Raw genomic sequence first — 23,075 nt, 5'->3', positions numbered from 1 at the left:
TGTTTTTAGTACGGCGTCTCCATACAGGATAACGACACACCACAATCACCCTGCAGCCAATCAAAAAAGCAACTACATAAAACTCAGGTTACAAACGACTTCACCAGCCGCGCATAAAAGAACCCATCACCCTCACGCTCACCGGGCAGGCGCTGGCGGCAGCCACCATCTTCATGGCCCAGCACCTCGGCGAGCGGCTCCAGCCGCGCATCCGGCGTACGTGCGAGAAATTCTGAAACCTGTTGTGCGTTTTCACGACGCAGGATCGAGCAGGTCGAGTACAGCAGCACGCCGCCAGGACGCAGCACCTGCCACAGCGCATCAAGCAGACGTGCCTGGAGAGCGGCCAGCGCGGTGATGTCTTCGGCACGCCGGTGCAACAGCACGTCAGGCTGGCGGCGGATGATGCCGGTGGCCGAACAGGGAGCATCCAACAGCACTGCGTCAAACACCTCGCCATCCCACCAGGCGGCGATATCCGCCGCATCGGCGGCCTGCACCTGTGCCTGGGCGCCCACGCCGGTGCGCGCGAAGGTTTCGCGGATGCGCTGCAGGCGGCGCGCATCCACATCCAGTGCCACCAGGCGCAACGCAGGGTCGCGCTCAAGCAGATGGGCCGCTTTGCCACCTGGCGCTGCGCAGGCATCTAGCACGCGCGCGCCCGCGGCAGGCGACAAGGCATCGGCCACCTGCTGCGCGGACAGATCCTGTACCGACACCGCACCCTGCGCGAAACCCGGCAGGCTGGCGACCGGCACCGCAACCGGCAAACGAATCGCATCAGCCGATGCCGGTTCGGCGACTGCTTCGATACCCGCTTCATGCAGACGTGCCAGATAGGCATCACGACTGTGCTGCTGGCGGTTTACCCGCAGCCACAAGGGCGCCGGCTGCAGGCTGTTGGCGAAGATCGCATCGGCATGCTGCGGCCAATCGTGCCGCACCCGTTTCAGCAGCCACTGCGGCCAGGCGTCTTCAGCGCGTGCTTCGGCAAAGCCTTCGCGCTGGGCACGGCGCAGCACCGCGTTGACCAGCCCGGCCTGACGCTCGCGCCCCAGCGCACGCGCCGCATCCACCGTTGCCGACAACGCCGCATGCGCCGGCAGCTGCAGCACGTCCAACTGCGCGAAGCCCGCCATCAACAGGCCACGCAGATCCGCTTCGCGTGGGCCCAGCGGCTTCTGCAGCCATTGCCCAAGAGCTTTGTCGTAGGCGGCACGGCGCCGCAGTGCGGCGAAACAGATGGCTTCCAGCAACGCGCGGTCGCGGCTGTCGTCGAGTTTGGGCAGCGCCGTGGACAGCTCGGCCTTCAGCGAACGGCCACGCCCAAGCACCGCCGCCAGCACCTTGGCCGCCAGCGCGCGGGTCTGCACGCCCGGCGCTTGTGCCGCCCCCCTGTTGCCCCACGGTGTAGACGTTGTTGCAGCAGCCATCCGCTCAGCCCTCGACCTTCAGGTCGCGCCGGGCATTGAGATAATCGGCCGCCGTAATCGCCTTGCCGCCCTCACGCTGCACCACGCGCAGGCGCAGGGCATCCTGGCCGCAGGCGATATCGATGCCTTCGCGCGAAGCGGCAATCACCGTACCCGGTGCCATGCCGGCCTTACCTTCAACGGCGATGGCGCCGTGGATACGGACACGCTCACCGGCCAGGGTCGCCTCGGCGACCGGCCAGGGATTGAACGCGCGCACCTTGCGCGCCAGCGCCGCTGCGTCCTGGCTCCAGTCCAGGCGAGCCTCGGCCTTGTCCAGCTTGTGCGCATAAGTGACGCCCGCTTCCGGCTGCGGACGCGCAATCGGCTTGATACCGGCCCGCAGCAGGCCCAGGCCATCGGACAGCACCTGCGCACCCAGTTCGGCCAGGCGGTCATGCAACTGGCCGCCGGTGTCGCTGTCACTGATCGGCGTGCTCTGGTGCAACAGCACCGGGCCAGTATCCAGGCCCGCTTCCATCTGCATCAGGCACACCCCGGTTTCGGCATCGCCGGCCTCGATCGCACGCTGGATGGGCGCCGCACCACGCCAACGCGGCAGCAGCGAAGCGTGCACGTTCCAGCACCCATGGGTGGGAATGGCCAGCACTGCCTTGGGCAGGATCAGGCCGTAGGCCACCACGATCATCAGGTCCGGCTGCAGGTCGCGCAATTGCTGCTGGGCTTCAGGCGTCTTCAGCGATTCGGGCTGGAACACCGGAATGCCGCGGGCAATGGCATCAAGCTTGACCGGCGAAGGCATCAGCCCACGGCCACGGCCTGCCGGACGGTCCGGCTGCGTATAAACGGCCACCACTTCGTGATGGCGGGCGGCTGCGGCCAGCGAGGCGACGGCGAATTCCGGTGTACCGGCGAAGACGATTTTCATTGAGCAGGGATTCGGGATTCGGGATTCGGGACTGGCAAAAGCACCGCACCGGCGCCGGATGCCAGTCTCGAATCAAAGAAAACAACATGCAGATCAGGGATACAGGACGGAACATCGGAACTGGAAAAGACGCAGCAATGCGCGCCTTCACCCATCCCCAATCCCGGCCTCCCCAATCCCGGCACTCAGGCTACGTGCTTGCGCTGCTTGGCCAGCTTCTTGCGCACCATCTCGCGCTTGAGCGGCGAGAGGTAGTCGATGAACAACTTACCGTCCAGGTGGTCCATTTCGTGCTGGATGCAGGTAGCCAGCAGGCCATCGGCGGCCAGCTCCTGCTCCTTGCCGGCACGGTCGAGGAAACGCACCACGATGGAATCGGCGCGGGTCACGTCGGCATAGATGCCAGGCACGGACAGGCAGCCTTCCTGATAGACACGCCCGCCATCACTGGCGCTGACGATCTGCGGATTGATGAAAACCATCGGAACGTCGTGTTCTTCACTGACGTCGATGACCATGAAGCGCTGATGCACATCCACCTGGCTGGCAGCCAGGCCGATGCCGGGGGCGTCGTACATGGTCTGGAACATGTCATCAATCAGTTGCTGGAAGGCCGGAGTGGTCACTTCGGCAGTCTCGACCAGCGCAGCCTTGGTGCGCAGCCGCGGGTCCGGGAATTCGAGAATGGGCAGGAGGGCCATGGGGAGTACCAATAGACGGGATGCCGCTTATTTCGGCAAGACGTCCCAATTCTACCGCTTGCGCTTGCCCGGCGCCCCGCTTTCTGGAATATAGTGCGCCAACCTGTTGGGGAATCAGGCAGATCGCAATCATGTTGAAACAATTCCGTACGGTCGCCGCCGCGGCGCTGCTGACCGTCACGACCTATGCCGTCGCCGTGGAAATGAACGGCACCCACCCTGACACCTACGTGGTGCGCAAGGGTGACACTTTGTGGGACATTTCGGCCCGTTTCCTGAAAAAGCCGTGGCTTTGGCCGGAAATCTGGCAGGCAAACCCGCAGGTGAAGAATCCACACCTGATCTATCCGGGTGACGTACTGAGCCTTGCCTACCTGGACCGGGTAACCGCCCAGCCCGGCCCGCGCCAGGAAGCACCAATCAACGCCATTCCGTTGTCGGACGTTGAACCCTTCCTGAAGAATCTGACCGTCATGGACAGCTTCAAGCACCTTCCTTATGTGGTCGGGCTGGAAGACAACCGCATGCGCGCCAGTGCCGGGCATCAGGCGTATGTGGTCGGCCTGCAGGACGCACAGCCGGGCCAGCGCTTCCTGGTGGTGCGCCCAACCTTCCGTTACGGCCAATCCAAGCCCAGCGATGACCTGGACGCACGTGGCAACACCACGCCCGGCCTGGGCAGCCTGTGGAAGGACTACGAGGCCACCAACGGCCGCGGTGAATTCCTTGGCTACGAACTGGCACAGGTCAACATCGGCACCGTGACCCATTTGGCCGGCGGCGACACCGAAGCGTCGACCCTGCGCCTGGAAGACAGCGGCCGTGAAGTCCGTGCCGGTGACCGGCTGATGCCGTTGCAGGCCCAGCCCTACGACCTGCAGTTCATCCCGCACGCCCCAGCCACCCCGGTGGCCGATGGCCAGCTGCGCGTCCTGGCGATCAGCGACACGTTCACGTCCGGAGGCCCGCGCGATGTGATCGCCATTTCCGGCGGCGCACGCGAGGGCATCGACAACGGCACTGTGTTCTCGATCTGGCGCAGCGGCAGCCACATCAACGACCGCGTCGCCCGCATGGACACCTCGCGCGCCGATGACGGACTGCGCAAGGGTGCCGGCCGCGTTTCGTTGCCGGATGAATATGCCGGGCATGCAATGGTGTTCCGCACGTTCGACAAGGTCAGCTACGCGCTGATCATGGAAGGCACCAAGCCGACCCGCCTGGGCTACGAGCTGAAGCATCCCGACGCACAGTAAGAAGCACAAAGGGGGGAAACCCCGATGTTGTGAAACGACGGCGCCCGAGGGCGCCGTCGTTGTTTGCGCCAGACCCTGAGCGGATGTCTTCACCCGCCCATGCCAGCACCGCCGCCGCGCACCACACCGCCCTGCTCTCCCTCGTGCTTGTCGGCGGAGCGCTGTCACCCCTGCGCAAACTTCTGGAACAGTTCGACCATCCAGCCGCGGCACTTGCCGCAGGCGTGGACGCCTGGCGCACCGCCGGCTGCTCTGCCGAGCAATGCCACGCCCTTGCCCATCCCGATCAGGCAGCACTGGAAACCGCGCTGACCTGGCTTGCCGCACCCGGCCATCACCTGCTTGGCTGGGCCGACCCGGACTACCCGCCGCTGCTGCGTGACAGCCCGAATCCGCCCCTGGCCCTGTTCATCGCCGGCAACCCCACCTGCCTGTGGACGCCGGCCATCGCCGTCGTTGGCAGCCGCGCCCCCAGCCCTGGCGGCCGCGACAACGCCCGTGATTTCGCTGCCGAACTGGCCCAGGGCGGGCTCACCATCGCCAGCGGGCTGGCAGCCGGCATTGATGCCGCTGCGCATCGCGCCGCGCTGGCCTGCGGCGGGCTCACCTACGCCGTGGTCGGCACCGGCCCGGACGTGATCTATCCACGCCATCACCGGGAACTGCAGGCGCAGGTCGCCACGCAGGGAGCGGTGGTCAGTGAGTACCTGCCCGGCACTCCACCGCGCAGCGGCCAGTTCCCGGCGCGCAACCGGCTGCTGGCGGCTCTCAGCCTGGGAACGGTGGTGATCGAGGCCGCCGAGCGCTCCGGCGCCCTGATCACCGCGCGGCTGGCCTGCGAGGCCGGCCGGGAAGTCTTCGCCCTGCCCGGCTCCATCCACAACCCGATGGCTCTGGGCTGTCATCGCCTGATCCGCGAAGGTGCCTCCCTGGTCGGACGCCCGGCCGACATTCTTGAAGGTGTCGCCAACCTGGCCGGGGAATTGGGCAGTGCCTTGCAAAGCCGCCTGCAAGGCCCCACCTCCTGTGCGTCGGCCGGTTCCCGCCCGACGCCCGCCCTGCCGGATGCCGACTACCAGCGCTTGTGGAATGCACTGGGCTTCGACCCCACCGGTATGGATTCATTGATCGAACGCACTGGATTGACGGCCGCCAGCCTGTCCTCCATGCTGCTGGTCATGGAACTTGAAGGAAGCGTGTCGTCCCTGCACGGTCGTTACACTCGCAACTAAAGTTTCTTCACCTCCACAGCGCCGATGGCGCAGGCCGAGGGGCAATGAAAGAGAGCATTCTGGACGTCCTGCTTTACCTGTTTGAACACTATTTCAGCGAGGACGCCGACCTCATCCGGGACCGCGACTCGCTACAGAATGGCCTGATCCAGGCCGGCTTCAGTCCCACCGAAATCAGCAAGGCATTCGACTGGCTCGACGCCCTGGCCGAACACCGTCCGGCCGTGGCCCAGGGCCGGGTCGATGGGCCGGTGCGCGTGTTCCATGGCCCCGAGCTGGACAAGCTGGACATGGAATGCCGCGGTTTCCTGCTGTTTCTGGAGCAGCAGGGCATCCTGGACGCCGATCAACGCGAGCTGGTGCTCGACCGCGCCATGGCGCTGGATCAGGACGAGCTGGATCTGGACGACCTGAAATGGGTTGTACTGATGGTGCTGTTCAACCAGCCAGGTGCCGAAGCGGCCTACGCCTGGATGGAAACCCAGATGTTCCTTGACGAACCCGAACCCCTGCACTGAGCCTCACGCCATGCATGGACGCATGAGGAAGACCCGTGAGCCAATGGTTCTACGCTGAGGGCAACAGCGAGCGTCGCGGTCCCGTAGCGGCTGACGACTTGCTTGCCCTGTTCCGTGAAGGCCGCATCTCCATTGACACGCTGGTCTGGCGCGAAGGCGCCGCCGGCTGGCAACCACTGCGCGATTTCGCCAGCGAACTCGGGCTGCCCGGCCTGAAGCCGCTGGCCATCCCGGCCACCATGCCGCCGCTGCCACCGCCGTTGCAGGGCCACGCGCCGGCCCAGCCCACGCAAGCACGCAAGCCGGCCAACTCCGGCTGGGTCGTGGTCGGTGTCATTGCCGCAGTGATCGGCCTGGCGGTGCTGACCATCGGCGGGTTGCTGGCCGCCATCGCATTCCCCGCCTATCAGCAGTATGTGCTGCGCTCACGGATTACAGCCGTGGAGGCCCAGCTGCTTCCGTTGAAAATCCAGGTGGCGCAGTTTGTCGCCGACAACGCGCGATGCCCGAACAACCGGGATGAAGGCTTTGACAGCCCGGACAGCTACGCGGGCGAAGGCATTTCGCAGGTCTATTTCGGCGATTTCGTCGGCGGCCATTGCGGGCTGGAAGCCCGCCTGCACATGCCCGACAAGAAAATGCTTGACGGAAAATCCATCTGGCTCGACTACGATACGCAGTCCGCCACCTGGAGGTGCACCTCCGATGTGGCCGACGAACACCTACCTTACGGCTGCCGGGGCTGAGCCGGGCCAGAACTTCTACGGGGACTGAAATGACTGAGTGGTACTACGCCGACGCCCAGCGCGAACGGCACGGGCCGGTGGATGCCGGCGCAATCCGCGAGAAATTCCGCCAGGGCGAACTTGATCTGACCACGCTGGCATGGCGTGAAGGCATGTCGCAATGGCAGCCGCTGTCGGCCGTGGCCGAGGAACTGCAGCTGTTGGTACAGGCGACGACCGGCATTGACCTGCGTGGCGATTACGCCGCCATCGAAAACGGCACCGCGCCGGAGCCGGCAATCCTGTCAGCGCCTACCGCGCACTCCCCGTATGCCGCGCCGGGCAGCATCACCCTGGATACGAGCCATGTGGTGGCCGGTGGCGACATCGTCCATGCCGGCTTCCTGCGCCGCTTCGCCGCTTCGACCATCGACAGCCTGGTCACCGGCGTACTTTCCTACGCACTGCTGATTCCGTTGGCGCTGGTGATGGGCGTGAGCCTGATCAACATGGCCGGCTCGGAAATGGCCAGCGTCAGCGCGATGCTGGTCTTCTACGCACTCTATTACGCCATCTGCATCCTGGTGCCGGCGATCTATTTCGGCTGGATGCAGTCGTCCACCAACATGGCCAGCCTTGGCAAGTTGGCGGTGGGGGCCAAGGTGGTGCGCGCCAATGGCGAACGCATCAGCTTCTGGCGCGCGTTCCTGCGCTACATCGCCATGGCCGGCCTGGCGCTGGTCACCTGCGGTATCGCCATGCTGGTGTCGGCGATCATGGTGGGCGTCACCGAGCGCAAGCAGGGCCTGCATGACATGATCTGCGACACCGTCGTGGTGGACAAATGGGCCTTCACCGAGCACCCGGAGTGGCAGGAGCGCGGCCTGGGCACGGTGACCATCGTGGTGCTGTCGCTGGTCGGCCTGCTGCTGGCGGCCTCGGTGGTGCTGATGATCGTTGCCATCGCCGTCGGCGCCTCCTCCGGCTACAACGCCTGAGCGAAAACGCCGGGCGGCGCTTGACAGCAGCCGCCCCGGCGTGATTCCTCTATAGCCACAAGCTGAACGCCCGGGCCCCTGCCCGGGCGTTGATCTATGCATATCGGCGACACCGGCTTCACTATCGTGCCGGTTTACGCCACCCTAGCGCCCCCACAGGGGCGCTTTCCGCCCCAAGAAAGTACTGACATGCCCAAGCACCTGCTCATCGTCGAATCGCCGGCCAAGGCCAAGACGATCAACAAATACCTCGGCAAGGACTTCACCGTCCTGGCCTCGTATGGGCACGTGCGTGATCTGGTTCCCAAGGAAGGCGCGGTCGATCCGGACAACGGTTTCGCCATGCGCTACGACCTTATTGAAAAGAACGAGAAGCATGTCGAGGCCATCGCGAAAGCCGCAAAGGGCGCCGACGACATCTTCCTGGCGACCGACCCGGACCGCGAGGGTGAGGCGATCAGCTGGCATATTGCCGAGATCCTGAAAGAACGCGGCTTGGCCGACGGCAAGCCGATGCAGCGCGTGGTGTTCACCGAAATCACCCCGCGCGCGATCAAGGAAGCCATGACCCAGCCGCGCGCCATCGCCGGTGACCTGGTCGATGCGCAGCAGGCACGACGTGCGCTGGACTACCTGGTCGGCTTCAACCTCTCGCCGGTGCTGTGGCGCAAGGTGCAGCGCGGCCTGTCCGCCGGCCGCGTGCAGAGCCCGGCATTGCGCATGATCGTCGAGCGCGAGGAGGAGATTGAAGCCTTCATCTCGCGCGAATACTGGAGCATCGAGGCCGCCTGCGCGCATCCCTCGCAGCACTTCAATGCCCGCCTGATCAAGCTGGACGGGCAGAAATTCGAGCAGTTCACGGTGACCGACGGCGACACCGCCGAGGCCGCGCGCCTGCGTATCCAGCAGGCCGCGCAGGGCGCGCTGCACGTCACCGATGTGGCCAGCAAGGAGCGCAAGCGCCGCCCGGCCGCGCCGTTCACCACCTCCACGCTGCAGCAGGAAGCCTCGCGCAAGCTCGGCTTCACCACCCGCAAGACCATGCAGGTGGCGCAGAAGCTCTATGAAGGCGTGAACATCGGCGATGAAGGCACGGTTGGCCTGATCTCGTACATGCGTACCGACTCGGTGAGCCTGTCGCAGGACGCGCTGGCCGAAATCCGTGACGTGATCGCCCGCGATTACGGCATCAGTTCGCTGCCGGACAAGCCCAACACCTACACCACCAAATCCAAGAACGCGCAGGAAGCCCACGAAGCCGTGCGCCCGACCTCCGCGCTGCGCACCCCGGCGCAGGTGGGCAAGTACCTCACCGACGACGAGCGCAAGTTGTATGAGCTGATCTGGAAGCGCGCCGTCGCCTGCCAGATGATCCCGGCCACCTTGAACACCGTCAGCGTTGATCTGTCGGCCGGCAGCGAGCATGTGTTCCGTGCCAGCGGCACCACCGTGGTCGTGCCCGGCTTCCTGGCCGTGTACGAGGAAGGCAAGGACACCAAGAACGCCGAGGACGATGACGAAGGCCGCAAGCTGCCGGCGATGAAGCCCGGCGACCGCGTGCCGCTGGACCGCATCCTGGCCGAGCAGCACTTCACCCAGCCGCCGCCGCGTTACACCGAAGCGGCACTGGTGAAGGCGCTGGAGGAATACGGCATCGGCCGTCCGTCCACCTATGCCTCGATCATCCAGACCCTGCTGTTCCGCAAATACACCGAGATGGAAGGCCGCAGCTTCAAGCCCACCGACGTGGGCCGCGCGGTGAGCAAGTTCCTGTCCAGCCACTTCACCCAGTACGTCGATTACGACTTCACCGCCAAGCTCGAAGACGAGCTGGATGCGGTGTCGCGTGGCGAAGAAGAGTGGGTGCCGCTGATGGAGCGCTTCTGGGGGCCGTTCAAGGAACTGGTCACCGACAAGAGCGAATCACTGGACCGCACCGACGCCGGCAGCGCGCGCGTGCTGGGCCCGGACCCGGTCAGCGGCAAGGATGTCACCGCACGCATCGGCCGCTTCGGCCCGATGGTGCAGATCGGCAGCGTTGAAGACGAGGACAAGCCCAAGTTCGCCTCGCTGCAGCCGGGCCAGAGCATCTTCTCGATCTCGCTGGAGGAGGCGCTGAAGCTGTTCGACATGCCGCGCAAGCTCGGTGCCGACGCCAATGGCGAGGAAGTCACCGTGGGCATCGGCCGCTTTGGTCCGTTTGCCAAGCGCGGCAGCACCTATGCCTCGCTGACCAAGGAAGACGACCCGTACAAGATCGACCTGGCCCGCGCTATTTTCCTGGTCGAGCAGAAGGAAGAAATTGCCCGCAACCGCATCATCAAGGAGTTCGAGGGTTCGGACATCCAGGTGTTGAACGGTCGCTTCGGCCCGTACATCAGTGACGGCAAGCTCAACGGCAAGATTCCCAAGGACCGCGAGCCGGCCTCGCTGACCTTGGCCGAAGTCGAGCAGCTGATGGCCGAGACCGGCAAGCCGGTGCGCAAGGGTTTCGGCAAGAAGGCCGCTGCCAAGAAGACCACGGTGAAGAAAGAAGCCGCGCCGAAAAAGGCTGCCGCCAAGAAGGCACCGGCAAAGAAGGCCGCGACCAAGAAAACGGCAACCAAGAAGGCGACTGCGAAAAAAGCCACCAAGAAGACCGTTGCCAAGAAGGCCGTGAAGAATACGGCCGCCGACGACGCACCGCCGTTCTGATCCAGCGCATCTTCTCCCTCCGGGAGAAGGTGCCCGAAGAGCCTGCCCCCGCGAAGGCGGGGGACGGATGAGGGTTGGCCCAGCTCCCCAGGGCAAGATGCACGGCCACTGCCTTCATCGCCCTTCTCCGCCAACAAGCGGATAATCCGCAGCACCCGCAGCAAGCCGCCCACCGGGCGGCCTTTGCTTTGCGTCCCTTTCGCGGGCCGGTGCGTACCGAACGTATTGGCCCCCCACTGGTTCCGACCATGCTCGAACTCGACCTGCACAGCGTCGTCCCTGCCCTGACGGCCGGCGGCGTGATCGCCTACCCGACCGAAGCCGTCTGGGGGCTGGGCTGTGACCCGGCCAACGAGGCAGCAGTGATGAAGCTGCTGGCGCTGAAGCAGCGGCCAATCGAGAAGGGCATGATTCTGGTGGCCGCCAGCCCGGCGCAATTGGCCGGCTGGGTGCAATTGGATGCACTGGCCGACGAGCGCTACAAGGCCGTGCTGGAAAGCTGGCCCGGCGCCAACACCTGGATCGTGCCGGCCGGCGAACGCGCGCCATGCTGGATCACCGGCAAGCACAGCGGCATCGCGGTAAGGGTCAGCGCGCACCCGCTGGTACAGGCGCTGTGCAATGCCTGGGGCGGCCCTCTGGTGTCGACCAGCGCCAACCTGGCCGGCCAGCCGCCGGCACGCCAGCGTGAGGAACTGGACCCGACGCTGCTGGCCCTGCTGGATGGGTTGGTTGATGGCGCCACCGGCGGCCTGGCCCAGCCCACCCGCATCCGCGTGGCCGCAACCGGGCAGGTACTGCGGGACTGAGTCCCCACGCCCGGGCGGGCGCCGGAACACTCACGCAGACGGCTGCCGCTGCCAACGGTGCCAGAGCAGGACGCCCGTCAACAGCAGCAGGCTGGCCAGCAGCGTGGCCAGTGGCAAGGTCGGCAAGGCGGTTGCTGGCAGCACAAAGGCGAGAAACGGAAAGGCATACGCCGCCGGCACCCGCATCCTGAAAACCGCCAGCAGGGCATGCACCAGCAGCAGGTCCAGCACGGCGATCAGCAACCACGCATCCAACCATGACGGCAGCAGCACGCCGATGCCCGCCGCCAGGGTGAGCACGGCGACCTGCTTGGCCAGCAGGCGCGGCGAATACTGCTTCATGTGCAGCGATTCGTAGACCACCACGGCCAGCGGTGGAATGACCATCAGCTGCGCCTGCCCGACCAGCATTGCCAGGCCCATGCCGATGCCGGTGAGCAGCGCATAGAAAGCCAGCAACGGCAGCCGGGGAGCCGCTGCCTGGCGGCTGTGGTCGCTGGGCAGGCGCCAGGCCACGGCAATGGCCAGTACGGCCGTGGTGAGCAGGATCGCCACCACGAAGAACCAATGCGTGGCGTTGGTCACGATGGGCAGAAAGCCGGTCGCCAGTGCCGGCGCCAGGCTGTAACGCAGCACCAGGAACAGGGCCAGCATGCCCACCAGCACCGTGGCCAGCTTCGCGCCGAGCGGCAGGGACGTCAGGTTGATCGCAAACCCCAGCAGTGCGGTGAGACTGGGCCAGAGAAAGATCTTCTCCGGATGCCGCATCCATTGCGGATCGCGCCAGGCCAGCAACGCCACCGCCATCGCCGCCAGCTCCGGCAGGATGATCTCCCGGTCGTTGAACAGCACCGCCGCTGCAACCATCAACAGGACGAATGCGAATGCAGGCAGATAGGCCTGCAACGGCAGCACGGCGGGCGTGGCGCGGGTCTGTGGTGGGGGCATGTGAACGCAATCGACGGCGTGGGGACGCAGCCGATGCTGGGGCTTGCCACCGTGTCAGGGTCAAGCCGGCGAAGCGACGCCCACCGTTTGTTGGAGCCACCGCCTGGGCCACTTGCGCCCTCACCGTGCAGGGGCAACCATGGCGCCATGTCACACCAAATGCGCCTGCTGTGCCTGCTGACCGCCCTGCCCCTGGCAGCCATGGCGGCAGAACCCGCACCGACGGACAACGTCCGCATCTACCGCTGCGTGGGCGCCAATGGCGCGGTGTCACTGCAGGATGCACCCTGCAAGGGCGACCATCGGCAGCAGGTGCTGGACATGGTCCGTCCCAAGGATGCACCACGGCCTCCGGCGCCAGCCCCGGTCACAGCACCGGCACCTGTGATCGAGCGCGAGGTGCGCATCGTCACCGTGCAGCCACCACAACCCATGTACGAATGCGTGTCGCCCGAAGGCGAGCGCTATATCAGCGACAGTGACGAAGGCAGACCGCGCTGGGTGCCGACCTGGGGATTGGGCTATGCATCCCCGCATCACGGCCATGGCCCACGCCCGCCGCGTCCGCCCGGCGCCGGGGGCGTTCCCTGGCGCCCCGGCATTGCGGTTCCCATGGGCTCGGTGCTGGTGCGCGACGCCTGCCATGCCCTGCCGCCACAGGAAGTCTGTGCACGCTTGAAGGACCAACGCTGGGAGCTGATCCGCCGCTACAACAGCGCGCTGCAGAGCGAGCGCCAGGTGCTGCAACGCGAGCAACGTGGCATCGAGGCGCGGCTGAACCAGGATTGCGGCGGCTACTGAGCCAACCCCCGGCCGGATATCACGCCGGCCAGTGCAGGGTGCTGCGGATGCCCGTGGGCGACTGCTCCATCTCCAGCCGCCAGCCGATGCGCGCAGCAAGCCGGTGGGCGATGTCCAGGCCCAGGCCAAAGCCCGGTGCGTCGGCCAGCGCGGGCTGGTTGCACAGCCGCAACTGCGAGAGATCGGCCTCCAGCGTGATCACTCCCGCGTCGCCGTGCTGGATTGCATTGAGCAGCAGGTTGGCGAGCAGTGTCTCGATCACTTCCCACGGCGCGTGCCAGTACAACTCCGGTGCGATACGCAGAACAAACTGCTGCATGCGTGCCGAAGCCAGCGGCTGAAGTTCATCGACCAGCACCTGCACCGCCGATGCGGCATGGGTATGCGGAACAGCGGCCAGTGCAGCATCGCTGGAGAGCCACAGGATGGCGTTGCCCGCGCGCTCCAACCGTGACAGCGCACGCTGCAGGCGCAGTTGCGCCGGCGATGTCGGCTTCGATTCTTCCATCAGCGCCAGGCTGGTGCGTGCCGATTGCAGCGGCGTGCGCAGTTCATGCGCGAGGAAGGACAGGGTCTGTCGCTCACGCTCAACCGCTTCATGACGACCGCGCCAGACCTCGGCGTGCAGGTGCAGCACGTCAGCAAGTTCGGCGACCGGCTCGGCGTGTGCCAACGCCTCCAGGCTGACCGGATCCGGTGCGGCTCGCACCTGTGCCAACAGGCGCCGTGCATGTCGCTCGGCATTGCCGACAAAGGCGTTGGCCAGCAGCCAGGCGCAGAGCAGGGTCAATGCGAATACCGCGCCGGCATAGGCCAGGCCCACGGGCAGGCCTGCGTTGACGGTGAGTTCGCCGGTCACGTCGTACACCAGCAACGCACGCTGGTCCCCGGCCTGCGGCACCAGCATGGCATGGACGTAGCGGCCATCGTCGCGACGGAATTCAGCCATTGCACCGAGGCGTCGGCCGGCGAACCGCTGCTGCTCCGGCGCGGGCAAACTGGCCACCGGAAACAGTTGGAAATGCTCGGGCAGAATCGCGGCCTGGGCGTTGGCAGGCAACGTCGCGGCCACCGTCCGCAGGCGCCGGTCGATGAAGCTGTCTTCCAGGAGGAACAGCAGCAACAACGTGACCCCTGCGAACAACAGCGACAACAGTGCAGCGAACATCATCCAGCGCCGCACCAGCATCTGCCGCAGGCTACGCCGCCGCATCGGCACCCTCCTCGCAGAAGCGGTAGCCCACGCCACGCACGGTGGCGATCAACGGTACGGCAAAGACCCGCATGCAGTGCTGGCGCAGCTGATAGACATGCATGCGCAGCGGATCGCTGTCGGGTGGCTCGCCCTGCCACAGGCGCTCGCACAGGGCCTGGCGCGATACGAAACCGGGGCTGGCTTCCATCAGTGCGCGCATCAGTGTGAAGCCGCTGGCATGCAACGACAGCGAGCATTCCTGTCGTTGCAGCAGATGACGCTGAAGGTCCAGCACGTAACCGCCCACACGCAGCTGCATGCCACCGCTGGCGGTGGCATGCGCGCTGATCGCCCGCACCCGCGCCAACAGTTCCGCCGGTGCGAATGGCTTGACCATGTAATCCACCGCTCCGGCGGCGAAGGCGGCCAGCTTGTCATCCAGCGCGCCCCGCGCGGTGAGGAACAACACCGGCGAACGCAACCCGCTCTCCTGCTTCAACGCCTGACACAGTGCCAGGCCGTTCTGGCCCGGCAGGTTCACGTCCAGCACCACCACATCGAAACACTGCGCCTGCAGGCGTACATGCGCCTGGACCGCGTTGTAGGCGAAATCAACCACGACGCCATGGCTGCCCAGGTAGTCACCAATGCCGGCGGCGATATCGATGTCGTCCTCCACCAGCAACACTCGCAATGTGGGTGCGTACAGCGTCATCGCATGCCGTTCCGTCAGGTTCCCGAACGAGTGTAATCACCCGTGCGCCAAGCGTTGCAAGTGCCACGCGTCGCCCCAGCGGCCCTGCATCGAAGCCACCAGTGCATGCATCAGCAGCAGGCGTTTGTCGGCATCCGGAGCAGATTGACGGGCGGCCAGTGCGGCCTTGATCCCGCCGGTGCGGTACGCCTCCATCACCTGCACCGCCTGCTCCTCGCCGGAGGCTTCGCGCGCTACCGGCGCATGCCCCAGCGCCCTCACCATCGCCTCGGCCACCGACCAGGTCGACCATGGGTTCTGCCCGGTTACCAGACGAGCGTCGGTCACGGTGTTGTCCAGGTACAGGCCGCCTTCAACGAAACGCGCACCGCGCTGCACCAGTGCGTCCTGCAGCAGCACATCGAAACGCTGACGTGCGTCCTTCATCAGGAACAGCTCCTCGGCGTTGCTGAAGCCGGTGACCTTGCGCCCCTGCAACAGTGCGGTGCCGTCATCGAGGGTGATATCCAGCAGTGCGGCAGGGCCGTGGCAGACCGCCCCGATCACACCACCGCTGCCATGGATGCCACGCACGATCCGCGCGACGGCCGCATTGCCGGGAAAGTCGAACATCGCGCCCTTGCCGCCGACGAAGTACACCGCCGCATAGCGCGACGCATCCACCTGCTCCAGCGGCACGCTGGCAGCGAGCAATGCGCGTGCCTGCGTGTCATTGAGGAACGCGTGATCGGCCGCGACCATGTCCTCCTCGTCCAGCCGCATCGGCGGCGGGCCGCCCTGCGGGCTGGCGATATCCACCGCGTACCCGTTGGCGATGAAGGTGTAGTACGCGCGCGACAGCTCGGTCAGCTCGAAGCCGGCACGCTTGTCGGTGCCGGGGAAGTACTCGGCACTGCTGACCACGGCAAGAATGCGCCCACGCGTCGGTGCGGGTGCGTCGCGCAGGAAGGCCAGATCAGCCGCGCGGCTGCGCGGATCGGCCGCTGGCTGGCTGCCCAGGTCCAGGCTGTACAAGTACAGGCCAATGCCTGCCGCCAGCACCACCAGGGCAACCACGGCCCCCAGCGCCAACCGTTTGATCCAATGCCACATGCGTTGCTCCCCGGTTCACGCCCACGTTCAGGACGTGACCACGGTGAGGCTGCAATGTAGAACCAGGATCAACCCGCACCGGCAACTTACATGCCGCTCAGAACCCGTAGCGCAGGAAGCCCCCGTCCACGGCGATGCACTCGCCGGTGATGTAGCTGGATGCAGGCAGGCACAGGAAGCCCACTGCGGCGGCCACTTCCTCCGGCTCACCAATGCGGCGCATCGGCGTGCGGGCAATCACTTCATCGTAGTAATCCGGGTCGGACAGCGGCCCGGAGGTGCGGCGCGTGCGGATGTACCACGGCGCCACCGAGTTGACACGGATGCCGTCCTCGGCCCATTCGCAGGCCAGGTTGCGGGTCATCTGCTGCATCGCCGCCTTGGTCATGCCGTAGACCACGCCGCTGCGCACATGGGTGATGCCCGAAACACTGCCAACGTTGACGATGGCCGAGGACGCATGCCGGGTGAGCAACGGATAGGCGTAACGCGACAACTCGAAGGCGGAGAACAGATTGCCCTCGAAGATGCCGCGCCATTCGTCTTCGGAATAGTCATTGGCCGGCTTGCTGATGTTGCCGCCGGCATTGTTGATGAGCAGGTTGAGGCCATCGCAGTGGTCTTCAACCCAGTCCAGGATGGCATGGCGGTCTTCGTCATCGGAGACATCGGCGGACAGGCCGTGGATTTCGCGTTCGGGGAAGGCATCGGCCAGTTCATCGCGCGCAATTTCCAGCGCATCGGCGTCGCGGCCGACGATCAGCAGGTCGGCGCCGAAGCCCAGCAGTTCGCGTGCGATCGCCAAACCGATACCGGCACTGGCCCCGGTCACCAGGGCAGTCTGCCCATCCAATCGCCAACGCTGCGGGTTCATTGCGGCTCCTCGTCAAAACCAGAATGCGGCGTCGCACAGGGACGCTGCGGGGGATGGGACTAGGATAGCGCCTGAGTCCCGTGGAGCATGCCGATGATGCGTTATCCCTGTTTGATGCTGTTGGCGCTGCCGTTGCTGGCTGCGTGTGGCAAGCCACAACCACCGGAAACCGAACGGCGCCCGGAACCGCAGGCCGCGGCAATGACGGAGGCCGTTGCCGAGCCGTTGAAGCAGGCCAAGGCTGCAGCGGCGGCCACTGAGGATGCTGCGAAAGCGGAGAAGGCGGCGCTGGATGCGGCCGGGCAGTAGCGAAGAGCGACCCCTCCCCGGCCCTCCCCTTCGCCGTTGGCGAAAGGGAGGGAGCTTGAAAAACAGCCCTTCCCTGTGCGATGCGCAAGGGAGGGAGCTGATCGCCTGATCATCAAACAGCACCAGGTGCTGCCGTTACCCCCTCCCTTGCGCATCGCGCAGGGGAGGGTTGGGGAGGGGTGGCTTTGGATGTTGGCTTGAGGTTTGAGCCCTGCACTTATGGGCTTCGCCCCTGCCCTCACCCCAACCCCTCTCCCGCCAGCGGGAGAGGGGCTTTTGGTTCTGCCTGCCTGAGGGGCTTTTGGTTCTGCCTGCCTGAGGGGCTTTTGGTTCTGCCTGCCTGAGGGGCTTTTGATTCTGCTTGCAGGAAAGGAGCTGTTGGCTTTGCCTGCCGGAATCGGCTTTCCTCGCGCAAACAACAACGCCGCCCGAAGGCGGCGTTGTCTGTCGCGGAAACCGCGGCGCGCTTAGAAACCGCAGAAGCAATACGCCAGCGACTTCACCGGGGCGCCGTTGCGGTCCTTCACGGCGTCTTCGACAAAGCGCAGCTGGGTGTCCAGCTCCGGCATCGAACGGGCCAGCACCATGCGTGCCACGCCCGAGTCGGCCAGCATCCAGGCGCCCATGCGGCTGCCGGCAAAGCCGGTCATGAACTGCGAGAACGGGGTGGCGCCCTTCTCGATGTAACGCACGCGGAACTTGTCGGCGTCACCCAGCTTGGCGCGGTTGGCGGCGTCGGCCACGGCAGCCTTGATGCCGCCAAACTCGTCCACCAGCCCACGCTCCTTGGCCTGTGCACCGCTCCAGACGCGGCCACGGGCCACTTCATCCACCGCTTCGACCGGCTTGTTGCGGGCCTGGGCAACCTTGCCGGTGAAATCGGCATAGCCCTTGTTGATGATCGACTGGATCACCTGGCCCACGGCCGGGTCCATCGGCCGGGTGACGTCAAAGGCGCCGGCAAAACGCGTGGTGCCCACGCCATCGGTGTGCACGCCGATCTTGTCCAGGCTGCGGGCGAAGTTCGGAATCATGCCGAAGATGCCGATCGAGCCGGTGATGGTGGATTCGTCGGCATAGATGCGGTCGGCATTCATGCTGATCCAGTAACCACCGGATGCCGCCATGTCGCCCATCGACACCACCACCGGCTTGCCGGCGGCCTTGAGCGCGTCCACTTCGCGGCGGATCTGCTCGGAGGCGAAGACTTCACCGCCCGGCGAATCCACGCGCAGCACCACCGCCTTGACGTCGTCGTCGTCGCGGGCGGCACGCAGCAGCGCCGAGGTCGATTCACCACCGATGCGGCCGGCCGGCAGGTCGCCGCCGGCGATCTCGCCTTCGGCCACCACCACCGCCACCTGCGGACGCGAATCCACCGGCGAGCGGCGGGCATCCACCTGCATCAGATAGTCGTTGAGTGCGATCTGGCGGAAGCCGCCGTCGGCATCGCTGTCGGCTTCGCCGCGCTCGGTGAGCAGCGCCTGCACTTCCTCGCGGGTCTTCAGCCCGTCCACCAGCTTCTGCTGCAGGGCAAAGCGGGCCAGGTCGCCTTCGACCGCGGCAATGCCTTCGGGCAGGGTGTCGATGCCGGCCGCCAGCTGTGCGGGGTCAAGCTTGCGCGCCTTGGCAATGTCGCCCAGGTAGCGCTGCCACACGTCGTTCATCCAGAACAGGTCCGCTTCCTTGGCCTGCGGCGAAGCGGCGTCGAGCACGTACGGTTCGGCGGCGGACTTGAACTCACCCACCTTGAACAGGTGCACGTCCACGCCCAGCTTTTCCTGCAGGCCGGTACGGAAGTACTGGCGATAGCGGCCCAGGCCCTCCAGCAGCAGGCTGCCCATCGGGTCCAGATAGACCTCATCGGCCTGCGCGGCCAGCAGGTACTGCGACTGGTTGAGGTTGTCGCTGTAGGCAACCACCTGCTTCTTGGCCGCGCGCAGCTCCTGCAGTGCGCTGGCCACTTCGCGCATCGAGGCGAAGCCGCTGGGCTGGAGCTTGTCCAGGTTCAGCACCACGCGCTCGATCTTCTTGTCGTCCTTGGCCGCCTCGATCGCACGGATCAGGTCACGCAGCTGCAGTTCCTCGGCATTGGTGTCACCCAGTGCCTTGGCCAGCGCGCGGCTGACCGGGTCGGTGCTGAACTGTTCGACCAACCGGCCCTGCGGCGCGATGACCAGGGTGGTGCGGTCCTGCAGCACCTTGGTCGACGAGGCGCTCATGCCCATCGCGGCTACGAACACCATCAACAACAGCAGCAACAGGCCGAAAAACACCAGGTTGAGGATCAACCGGCGGGTGAAGTTCATCACGTCCCACAGGCCGATGAAGAAGCTGGCGATGGGGTTGCGGCGTGGCAGCGGTGGGGGGGTCATGGACGCTCCGGAAGGGGCTTGGTGCAAGGCAGGATAACCATAACCGGCAAGGCCGGCATGGCCTTTAAGTCAGGGTGAAGCCTGGAGTATCAAGCGCTGGCTGCTCACCCGCAGGCGCCAGCCCAGCAGGACCGCAGCCACGGTCAGGCCCATGATCAGCCCCACCCACATACCCTGCGGCCCCCAGCCCAGGCCCAGGCCGAAGCTGGCACCCAGCGGCATGCCAACGCCCCAGTACGCAAACATGGCGATGAACATCGGCACCCGCGTGTCCTTGAGCCCGCGCAGCGCACCGGCCGACAGCACCTGGATGCCGTCCGGGATCTGGAAGGTAGCCGCATACAACAGCAGCGTGGACGCCAATGCGGCCACCGCCAGGTCGTCGGTATACAGACGCACCACGGCGTTGTGGCCCAGCAGCAGGCCGGTGATGGACACCACCTGGGTGACCAGGACGATGGCGTAACCAGCCCAGGTGGCGCGGCGCACGCCCAGCGGATCGTTGCTGCCCACGGCATGGCCCACGCGCACGGTGGTGGCCTCGGCCACGCCCATCGGGATCATGAAACACAGCTGCGCCACGTTGATGGCGATCTGGTGGGCGCTGGCTTCGGTCGCACCAATGCGGCCAATCAGCAGTGCGGTGATGATGAACAAACCGCCTTCCATCAGCACGGTGATGCCGATTGGCAGGCCGGTGCGCAGCAGGTCCCAGATGGCACGCCAGCGCGGCAGCTCGAAATGGCTGAACAACTGCAGGTGGGCGAAGCGCTTGGTCGTCCACAGGTAGGTGGCAAAGGCGATCGCCTGCACCCACATGGTCACCGACGAGGCAATGCCCAGGCCTTCGGCGCCCATTTCCGGGAAGCCGAACTTGCCGTTGCACAGCGCGTAGCCCAATGGCCCGAGTACCAGCAACCCGCCGAAGCCGATCAGCATGGTTGGCAAGGTCCAATGCATGCCTTCGCTGAGATAGCGCATGCAGAAATACAGCGTCAGCGCGGGCACGCCCCAGCGGATGGCGTGCAGGAAGCTGGTGGCGCCGGGCACGATTTCCGGGGCGATGCCGAAGGCCGGCAGGAACGCCGGCACCACGCTCAGGAACAGGAACATCAACGCGCTCAAACCGATGCCCAGCCACAATGCCTGGCGGAACAACGGGCCGATTTCACGCTCGCGGCCGGCACCGTGCAGCTGTGACACCGAGGCGGTAAGCGAGATCAACGTGCCGATCGGCACCAGCATGGGCAGCCACAGCAGTGCCGTGCCGATGCTGACCGCAGCAAAGGTATCGGTGCCGTGGTGGCCGGCGATGGTGTTGTCGACGAAAGCGATCAGACCTGTCGAGACGTGGCCAAGCACCAGCGGCAAGGCGAGCAGACCAGTCGTCCGCACTTCCTGCATGAAGCGCGGCGTAGCGGGAGAAGTAGACATAGAACAGAGGGGACGCAGACTGCGGCCGGCGCGGAAAGCGCAGCGATGCCGGGTTGCGGAGCCGCGCATTCTAACGTGGTCAAGCTTCCGCTACGCTGCCCCGTCGATGAACGGCCGGCACGGCCGGGTCAACGCGCCACGTTCTGCTGCAGCCACGCACCGCGCTGGGCGGGCGCCAGCGCCAGCAGTTGGTCGCGCAGGGCAGCCCGGTCCTGCGGCGGCGTGCGCTGCGAGATCAGGCTCAGCTGTTCCAGCTGCGCGGGGTCGAGTTGATGCAGCAGGGCGAGCATCGGCTGCCGCTGCTCGGCAGGCAGGAAACCCAGCAGCGGCTGCAAGCGGGCGTACAGCGCCCCCAGGCGCGGGCCCAGCAGCCAGCCATCACGGTGCATCTGGTCCATGCCCTGGAAGTGCGCCTGCAGGGTGTCGCGTTGCGAAGCGGGCAGTGCCGCCAGCGCGGCAGCGGCCTGCCGGAGCTGCTGACGCTCGGCTTCGGGCAATGCCTGCCAGGCGGCATAGCGGGCACGCAGCTCACGCTTGCGCTGCGGCGTCATCCCTGCCCAGTTCGCCTGCGGTGCCTGCATGCCTGCCGCGGGGGCCGCCGGTTCGACAGGCACCGGCAAGCGCGTCGTCGGCGCGGCGGCATGCGCCGCCAGCGTGGCGGCCAGCAGCAGTGGCAAGGCCAAGCAGCGCAGATCAATTCTCGGCATCGACCGTCTCCAGTGCAGCACCGGCCGGTTCCGGCCGGCTGGGCTGGGGCTGCGATTCGTCCACCGGCAACGGGCCGCCGGCGGCGTACCAGGCCAGGAAATCCGCATCGCGCGCCAGGGCCAGTTCGGCGTCCGCCAACATGGCCGCATCGGCCACGGCATGGGCGTCTTCACCCGGGGCCGGCGGTGTGCCGTCATCGGGCAATTCCTCCACCTGCACCGGCCCGGTATCTGCCAGTCCATTGCCGGTGTTGCTGCCATCGGTGGCAGCCATCGTCTGCGAGCGCCACCACCACACCGCGACCACGGCCAGCAGCAGCAACGGCACACACAGCAGCAGCCAGGTGCGCAGGCTCCAGGGTTGGCGCTGACGACGCCGTGGCGCGGGTTTGCGGCGGTCGTCCCTGAAGGTCAACGCGGGCGCCGGGGTAGGCTTGGCAGGCAGCGCGCCGGTGATCACCGACTCACGCAGTTGCTCCAACTGCTGCAGGCGCGGCTGCGAAAGATCCCGGATGCGGGCCTGAACATCCTCAGCCAGCTGCCGCCAACGGCCTGCATCGGGATACCCCTCGTCATCGCGTGGGCAGGCGCCGGTCAATGCCTGGCGATATGCGTCGGCTTCGACCCCGAGCACCGCCGCAGCGGCCGGCTCGTCCAGGCCGGCGCCGATGCGCAGCAGCATTGCCAGCCGCTCGGCCGGCGCAAGCACCTGCAGGTGCGCCACCGACTCGGGCCAGTGCCCGCCGGCCGGCGGGGCCAGCACATGCGGGGTGCTGCACAGCAGGCCCCAGAAGCGGGCCGGCCAGTCAGCCATCAACAGGTCGGCAGCGTGGCCGGCGAAAGCCCGCATCGCCACCGCTACCGCACGTTCAGCCAGCGCGGCGTCGCCGGTCTGCAATTCGGCCACCACCAGTGCGCGTCGCTCGACGCCCCGCAGGAAGGCGGCCAGTGCATTGGCGGCGGCCGGGGACAGGGGGGCGGTTGCGGCCATCATGTGAACTCCATCATCGTGAGAATGATACCCAGCACATCCTTGGCTGCCGATGCCTGCACATGCCCTTCACACCCCGCCGCTGGGCCTCTGCCGCAAGTTGTGCACAGCGTCAATACCGTGTAACAGCACCCGTGCATGGAGCGCGACGCGCTGACATTTCGTTTTTGTTTCACGGCCAAGTCATTGATTAAGTTGAATTATTCAATGTGGCTATTTTTTGTCCAAGTTGACCCCAAGGCTTGAACCATCGTCCTAAGCGCGTGGAGCACATTGCTCACCCACAGAGTTATCCACAGGAAATGTGGATAAGCCAAAATCCCCAACCGGGGCCTGCGTT

General features: G+C 66.0%; 21 protein-coding genes. 9 read left to right on the top strand and 12 right to left on the bottom strand.

Annotated features, from left to right (window positions below):
* Nucleotides 1-83: 83 nt before the first annotated feature.
* The 3 genes from rsmB to def form a co-directional block, all read right to left on the bottom strand.
* Complete coding sequence (gene rsmB, locus ACVOLO_RS11100; RefSeq protein WP_481570339.1) at nucleotides 84-1,433, bottom strand: 16S rRNA (cytosine(967)-C(5))-methyltransferase RsmB; 1,350 nt, start codon at nucleotides 1,431-1,433, stop codon at nucleotides 84-86.
* 4 nt (nucleotides 1,434-1,437) lie between these two features.
* The gene (fmt, locus tag ACVOLO_RS11095) at nucleotides 1,438-2,361 is read right to left on the bottom strand and encodes a methionyl-tRNA formyltransferase (RefSeq protein ID WP_481570338.1); all 924 of its coding nucleotides are present in this window, start codon (nucleotides 2,359-2,361) and stop codon (nucleotides 1,438-1,440) included.
* Nucleotides 2,362-2,546: 185 nt separating this feature from the next.
* Complete coding sequence (def, locus tag ACVOLO_RS11090) at nucleotides 2,547-3,062, bottom strand: peptide deformylase (protein WP_481570337.1); 516 nt, start codon at nucleotides 3,060-3,062, stop codon at nucleotides 2,547-2,549.
* A gap of 131 nt (nucleotides 3,063-3,193) precedes the next feature.
* Here def and ACVOLO_RS11085 point away from each other — a divergent pair, with 131 nt between their 5' ends.
* From ACVOLO_RS11085 to tsaC, 7 genes are all read left to right on the top strand, one after another.
* Entirely contained in the window at nucleotides 3,194-4,318 is a 1,125-nt protein-coding gene (locus ACVOLO_RS11085) for a LysM peptidoglycan-binding domain-containing protein (RefSeq protein WP_481570336.1), read from the top strand.
* Between the two features lie 83 nt (nucleotides 4,319-4,401).
* The gene (dprA, locus tag ACVOLO_RS11080) at nucleotides 4,402-5,550 is read left to right on the top strand and encodes a DNA-processing protein DprA (protein WP_481570335.1); all 1,149 of its coding nucleotides are present in this window, start codon (nucleotides 4,402-4,404) and stop codon (nucleotides 5,548-5,550) included.
* 44 nt (nucleotides 5,551-5,594) lie between these two features.
* Complete coding sequence (locus ACVOLO_RS11075) at nucleotides 5,595-6,068, top strand: DUF494 family protein (RefSeq protein WP_481570334.1); 474 nt, start codon at nucleotides 5,595-5,597, stop codon at nucleotides 6,066-6,068.
* A 35-nt stretch (nucleotides 6,069-6,103) separates the two neighbouring features.
* Nucleotides 6,104-6,814: a GYF domain-containing protein gene (locus ACVOLO_RS11070; protein ID WP_481570333.1), complete on the top strand. Its 711-nt coding sequence runs from the start codon at nucleotides 6,104-6,106 to the stop codon at nucleotides 6,812-6,814.
* A gap of 29 nt (nucleotides 6,815-6,843) precedes the next feature.
* Nucleotides 6,844-7,791 (top strand): RDD family protein, encoded by a 948-nt coding sequence (locus tag ACVOLO_RS11065; protein ID WP_481570332.1) that lies wholly within the window; start codon nucleotides 6,844-6,846, stop codon nucleotides 7,789-7,791.
* A 189-nt stretch (nucleotides 7,792-7,980) separates the two neighbouring features.
* A complete protein-coding gene (locus ACVOLO_RS11060; protein ID WP_481570331.1) occupies nucleotides 7,981-10,485 on the top strand; it encodes a DNA topoisomerase I in 2,505 nt (834 codons plus the stop codon).
* 248 nt (nucleotides 10,486-10,733) lie between these two features.
* A complete protein-coding gene (gene tsaC / locus ACVOLO_RS11055; protein ID WP_481570330.1) occupies nucleotides 10,734-11,294 on the top strand; it encodes an L-threonylcarbamoyladenylate synthase type 1 TsaC in 561 nt (186 codons plus the stop codon).
* A 30-nt stretch (nucleotides 11,295-11,324) separates the two neighbouring features.
* Here tsaC and ACVOLO_RS11050 read toward each other — a convergent pair whose 3' ends face one another.
* Nucleotides 11,325-12,242 (bottom strand): hypothetical protein, encoded by a 918-nt coding sequence (locus tag ACVOLO_RS11050; RefSeq protein ID WP_481570329.1) that lies wholly within the window; start codon nucleotides 12,240-12,242, stop codon nucleotides 11,325-11,327.
* Between the two features lie 147 nt (nucleotides 12,243-12,389).
* On the opposite strand from ACVOLO_RS11050, the gene ACVOLO_RS11045 reads away from it, so the two are divergent.
* Nucleotides 12,390-13,043, top strand: a complete 654-nt coding sequence (locus ACVOLO_RS11045) for a DUF4124 domain-containing protein (RefSeq protein WP_481570328.1) — start codon at nucleotides 12,390-12,392, stop codon at nucleotides 13,041-13,043.
* Between the two features lie 19 nt (nucleotides 13,044-13,062).
* Here the strand turns inward: ACVOLO_RS11045 and ACVOLO_RS11040 are convergent, their stop codons facing one another.
* The 4 genes from ACVOLO_RS11040 to ACVOLO_RS11025 all read right to left on the bottom strand — a co-directional run bounded on the left by ACVOLO_RS11040 (nucleotide 13,063) and on the right by ACVOLO_RS11025 (nucleotide 16,919).
* Nucleotides 13,063-14,256 (bottom strand): sensor histidine kinase, encoded by a 1,194-nt coding sequence (locus ACVOLO_RS11040; protein ID WP_481570327.1) that lies wholly within the window; start codon nucleotides 14,254-14,256, stop codon nucleotides 13,063-13,065.
* Nucleotides 14,243-14,953 (bottom strand): response regulator transcription factor, encoded by a 711-nt coding sequence (locus ACVOLO_RS11035; protein WP_481570326.1) that lies wholly within the window; start codon nucleotides 14,951-14,953, stop codon nucleotides 14,243-14,245. Before ACVOLO_RS11035 ends, ACVOLO_RS11040 begins: the two co-directional genes overlap by 14 nt.
* A gap of 36 nt (nucleotides 14,954-14,989) precedes the next feature.
* Complete coding sequence (locus ACVOLO_RS11030; RefSeq protein ID WP_481570325.1) at nucleotides 14,990-16,045, bottom strand: type 1 glutamine amidotransferase domain-containing protein; 1,056 nt, start codon at nucleotides 16,043-16,045, stop codon at nucleotides 14,990-14,992.
* A 97-nt stretch (nucleotides 16,046-16,142) separates the two neighbouring features.
* Entirely contained in the window at nucleotides 16,143-16,919 is a 777-nt protein-coding gene (locus ACVOLO_RS11025; protein WP_057632186.1) for an SDR family oxidoreductase, read from the bottom strand.
* A 93-nt stretch (nucleotides 16,920-17,012) separates the two neighbouring features.
* On the opposite strand from ACVOLO_RS11025, the gene ACVOLO_RS11020 reads away from it, so the two are divergent.
* Entirely contained in the window at nucleotides 17,013-17,228 is a 216-nt protein-coding gene (locus ACVOLO_RS11020; protein ID WP_481570324.1) for a hypothetical protein, read from the top strand.
* A gap of 467 nt (nucleotides 17,229-17,695) precedes the next feature.
* On the opposite strand, the gene sppA is transcribed toward ACVOLO_RS11020, so the two are convergent.
* The 4 genes from sppA to ACVOLO_RS11000 form a co-directional block, all read right to left on the bottom strand.
* A complete protein-coding gene (gene sppA / locus ACVOLO_RS11015) occupies nucleotides 17,696-19,603 on the bottom strand; it encodes a signal peptide peptidase SppA (protein ID WP_481570323.1) in 1,908 nt (635 codons plus the stop codon).
* A gap of 69 nt (nucleotides 19,604-19,672) precedes the next feature.
* Nucleotides 19,673-21,037: an MATE family efflux transporter gene (locus tag ACVOLO_RS11010; RefSeq protein WP_481570322.1), complete on the bottom strand. Its 1,365-nt coding sequence runs from the start codon at nucleotides 21,035-21,037 to the stop codon at nucleotides 19,673-19,675.
* A 128-nt stretch (nucleotides 21,038-21,165) separates the two neighbouring features.
* Nucleotides 21,166-21,744 carry a DUF3106 domain-containing protein gene (locus tag ACVOLO_RS11005; RefSeq protein WP_481570321.1) on the bottom strand — a complete coding sequence of 193 codons (579 nt, stop codon included), beginning with the start codon at nucleotides 21,742-21,744 and terminating at the stop codon, nucleotides 21,166-21,168.
* The gene (locus tag ACVOLO_RS11000; RefSeq protein WP_481570320.1) at nucleotides 21,731-22,738 is read right to left on the bottom strand and encodes a hypothetical protein; all 1,008 of its coding nucleotides are present in this window, start codon (nucleotides 22,736-22,738) and stop codon (nucleotides 21,731-21,733) included. The genes ACVOLO_RS11005 and ACVOLO_RS11000 overlap by 14 nt, the downstream gene beginning before the upstream one ends.
* Nucleotides 22,739-23,075 lie beyond the last annotated feature (337 nt).

Source organism: Stenotrophomonas sp. STEN056, assembly GCF_056759635.1.
Note: the sequence above shows the minus strand (reverse complement) of the source record. Positions and strands in the feature narration are given on the sequence as shown.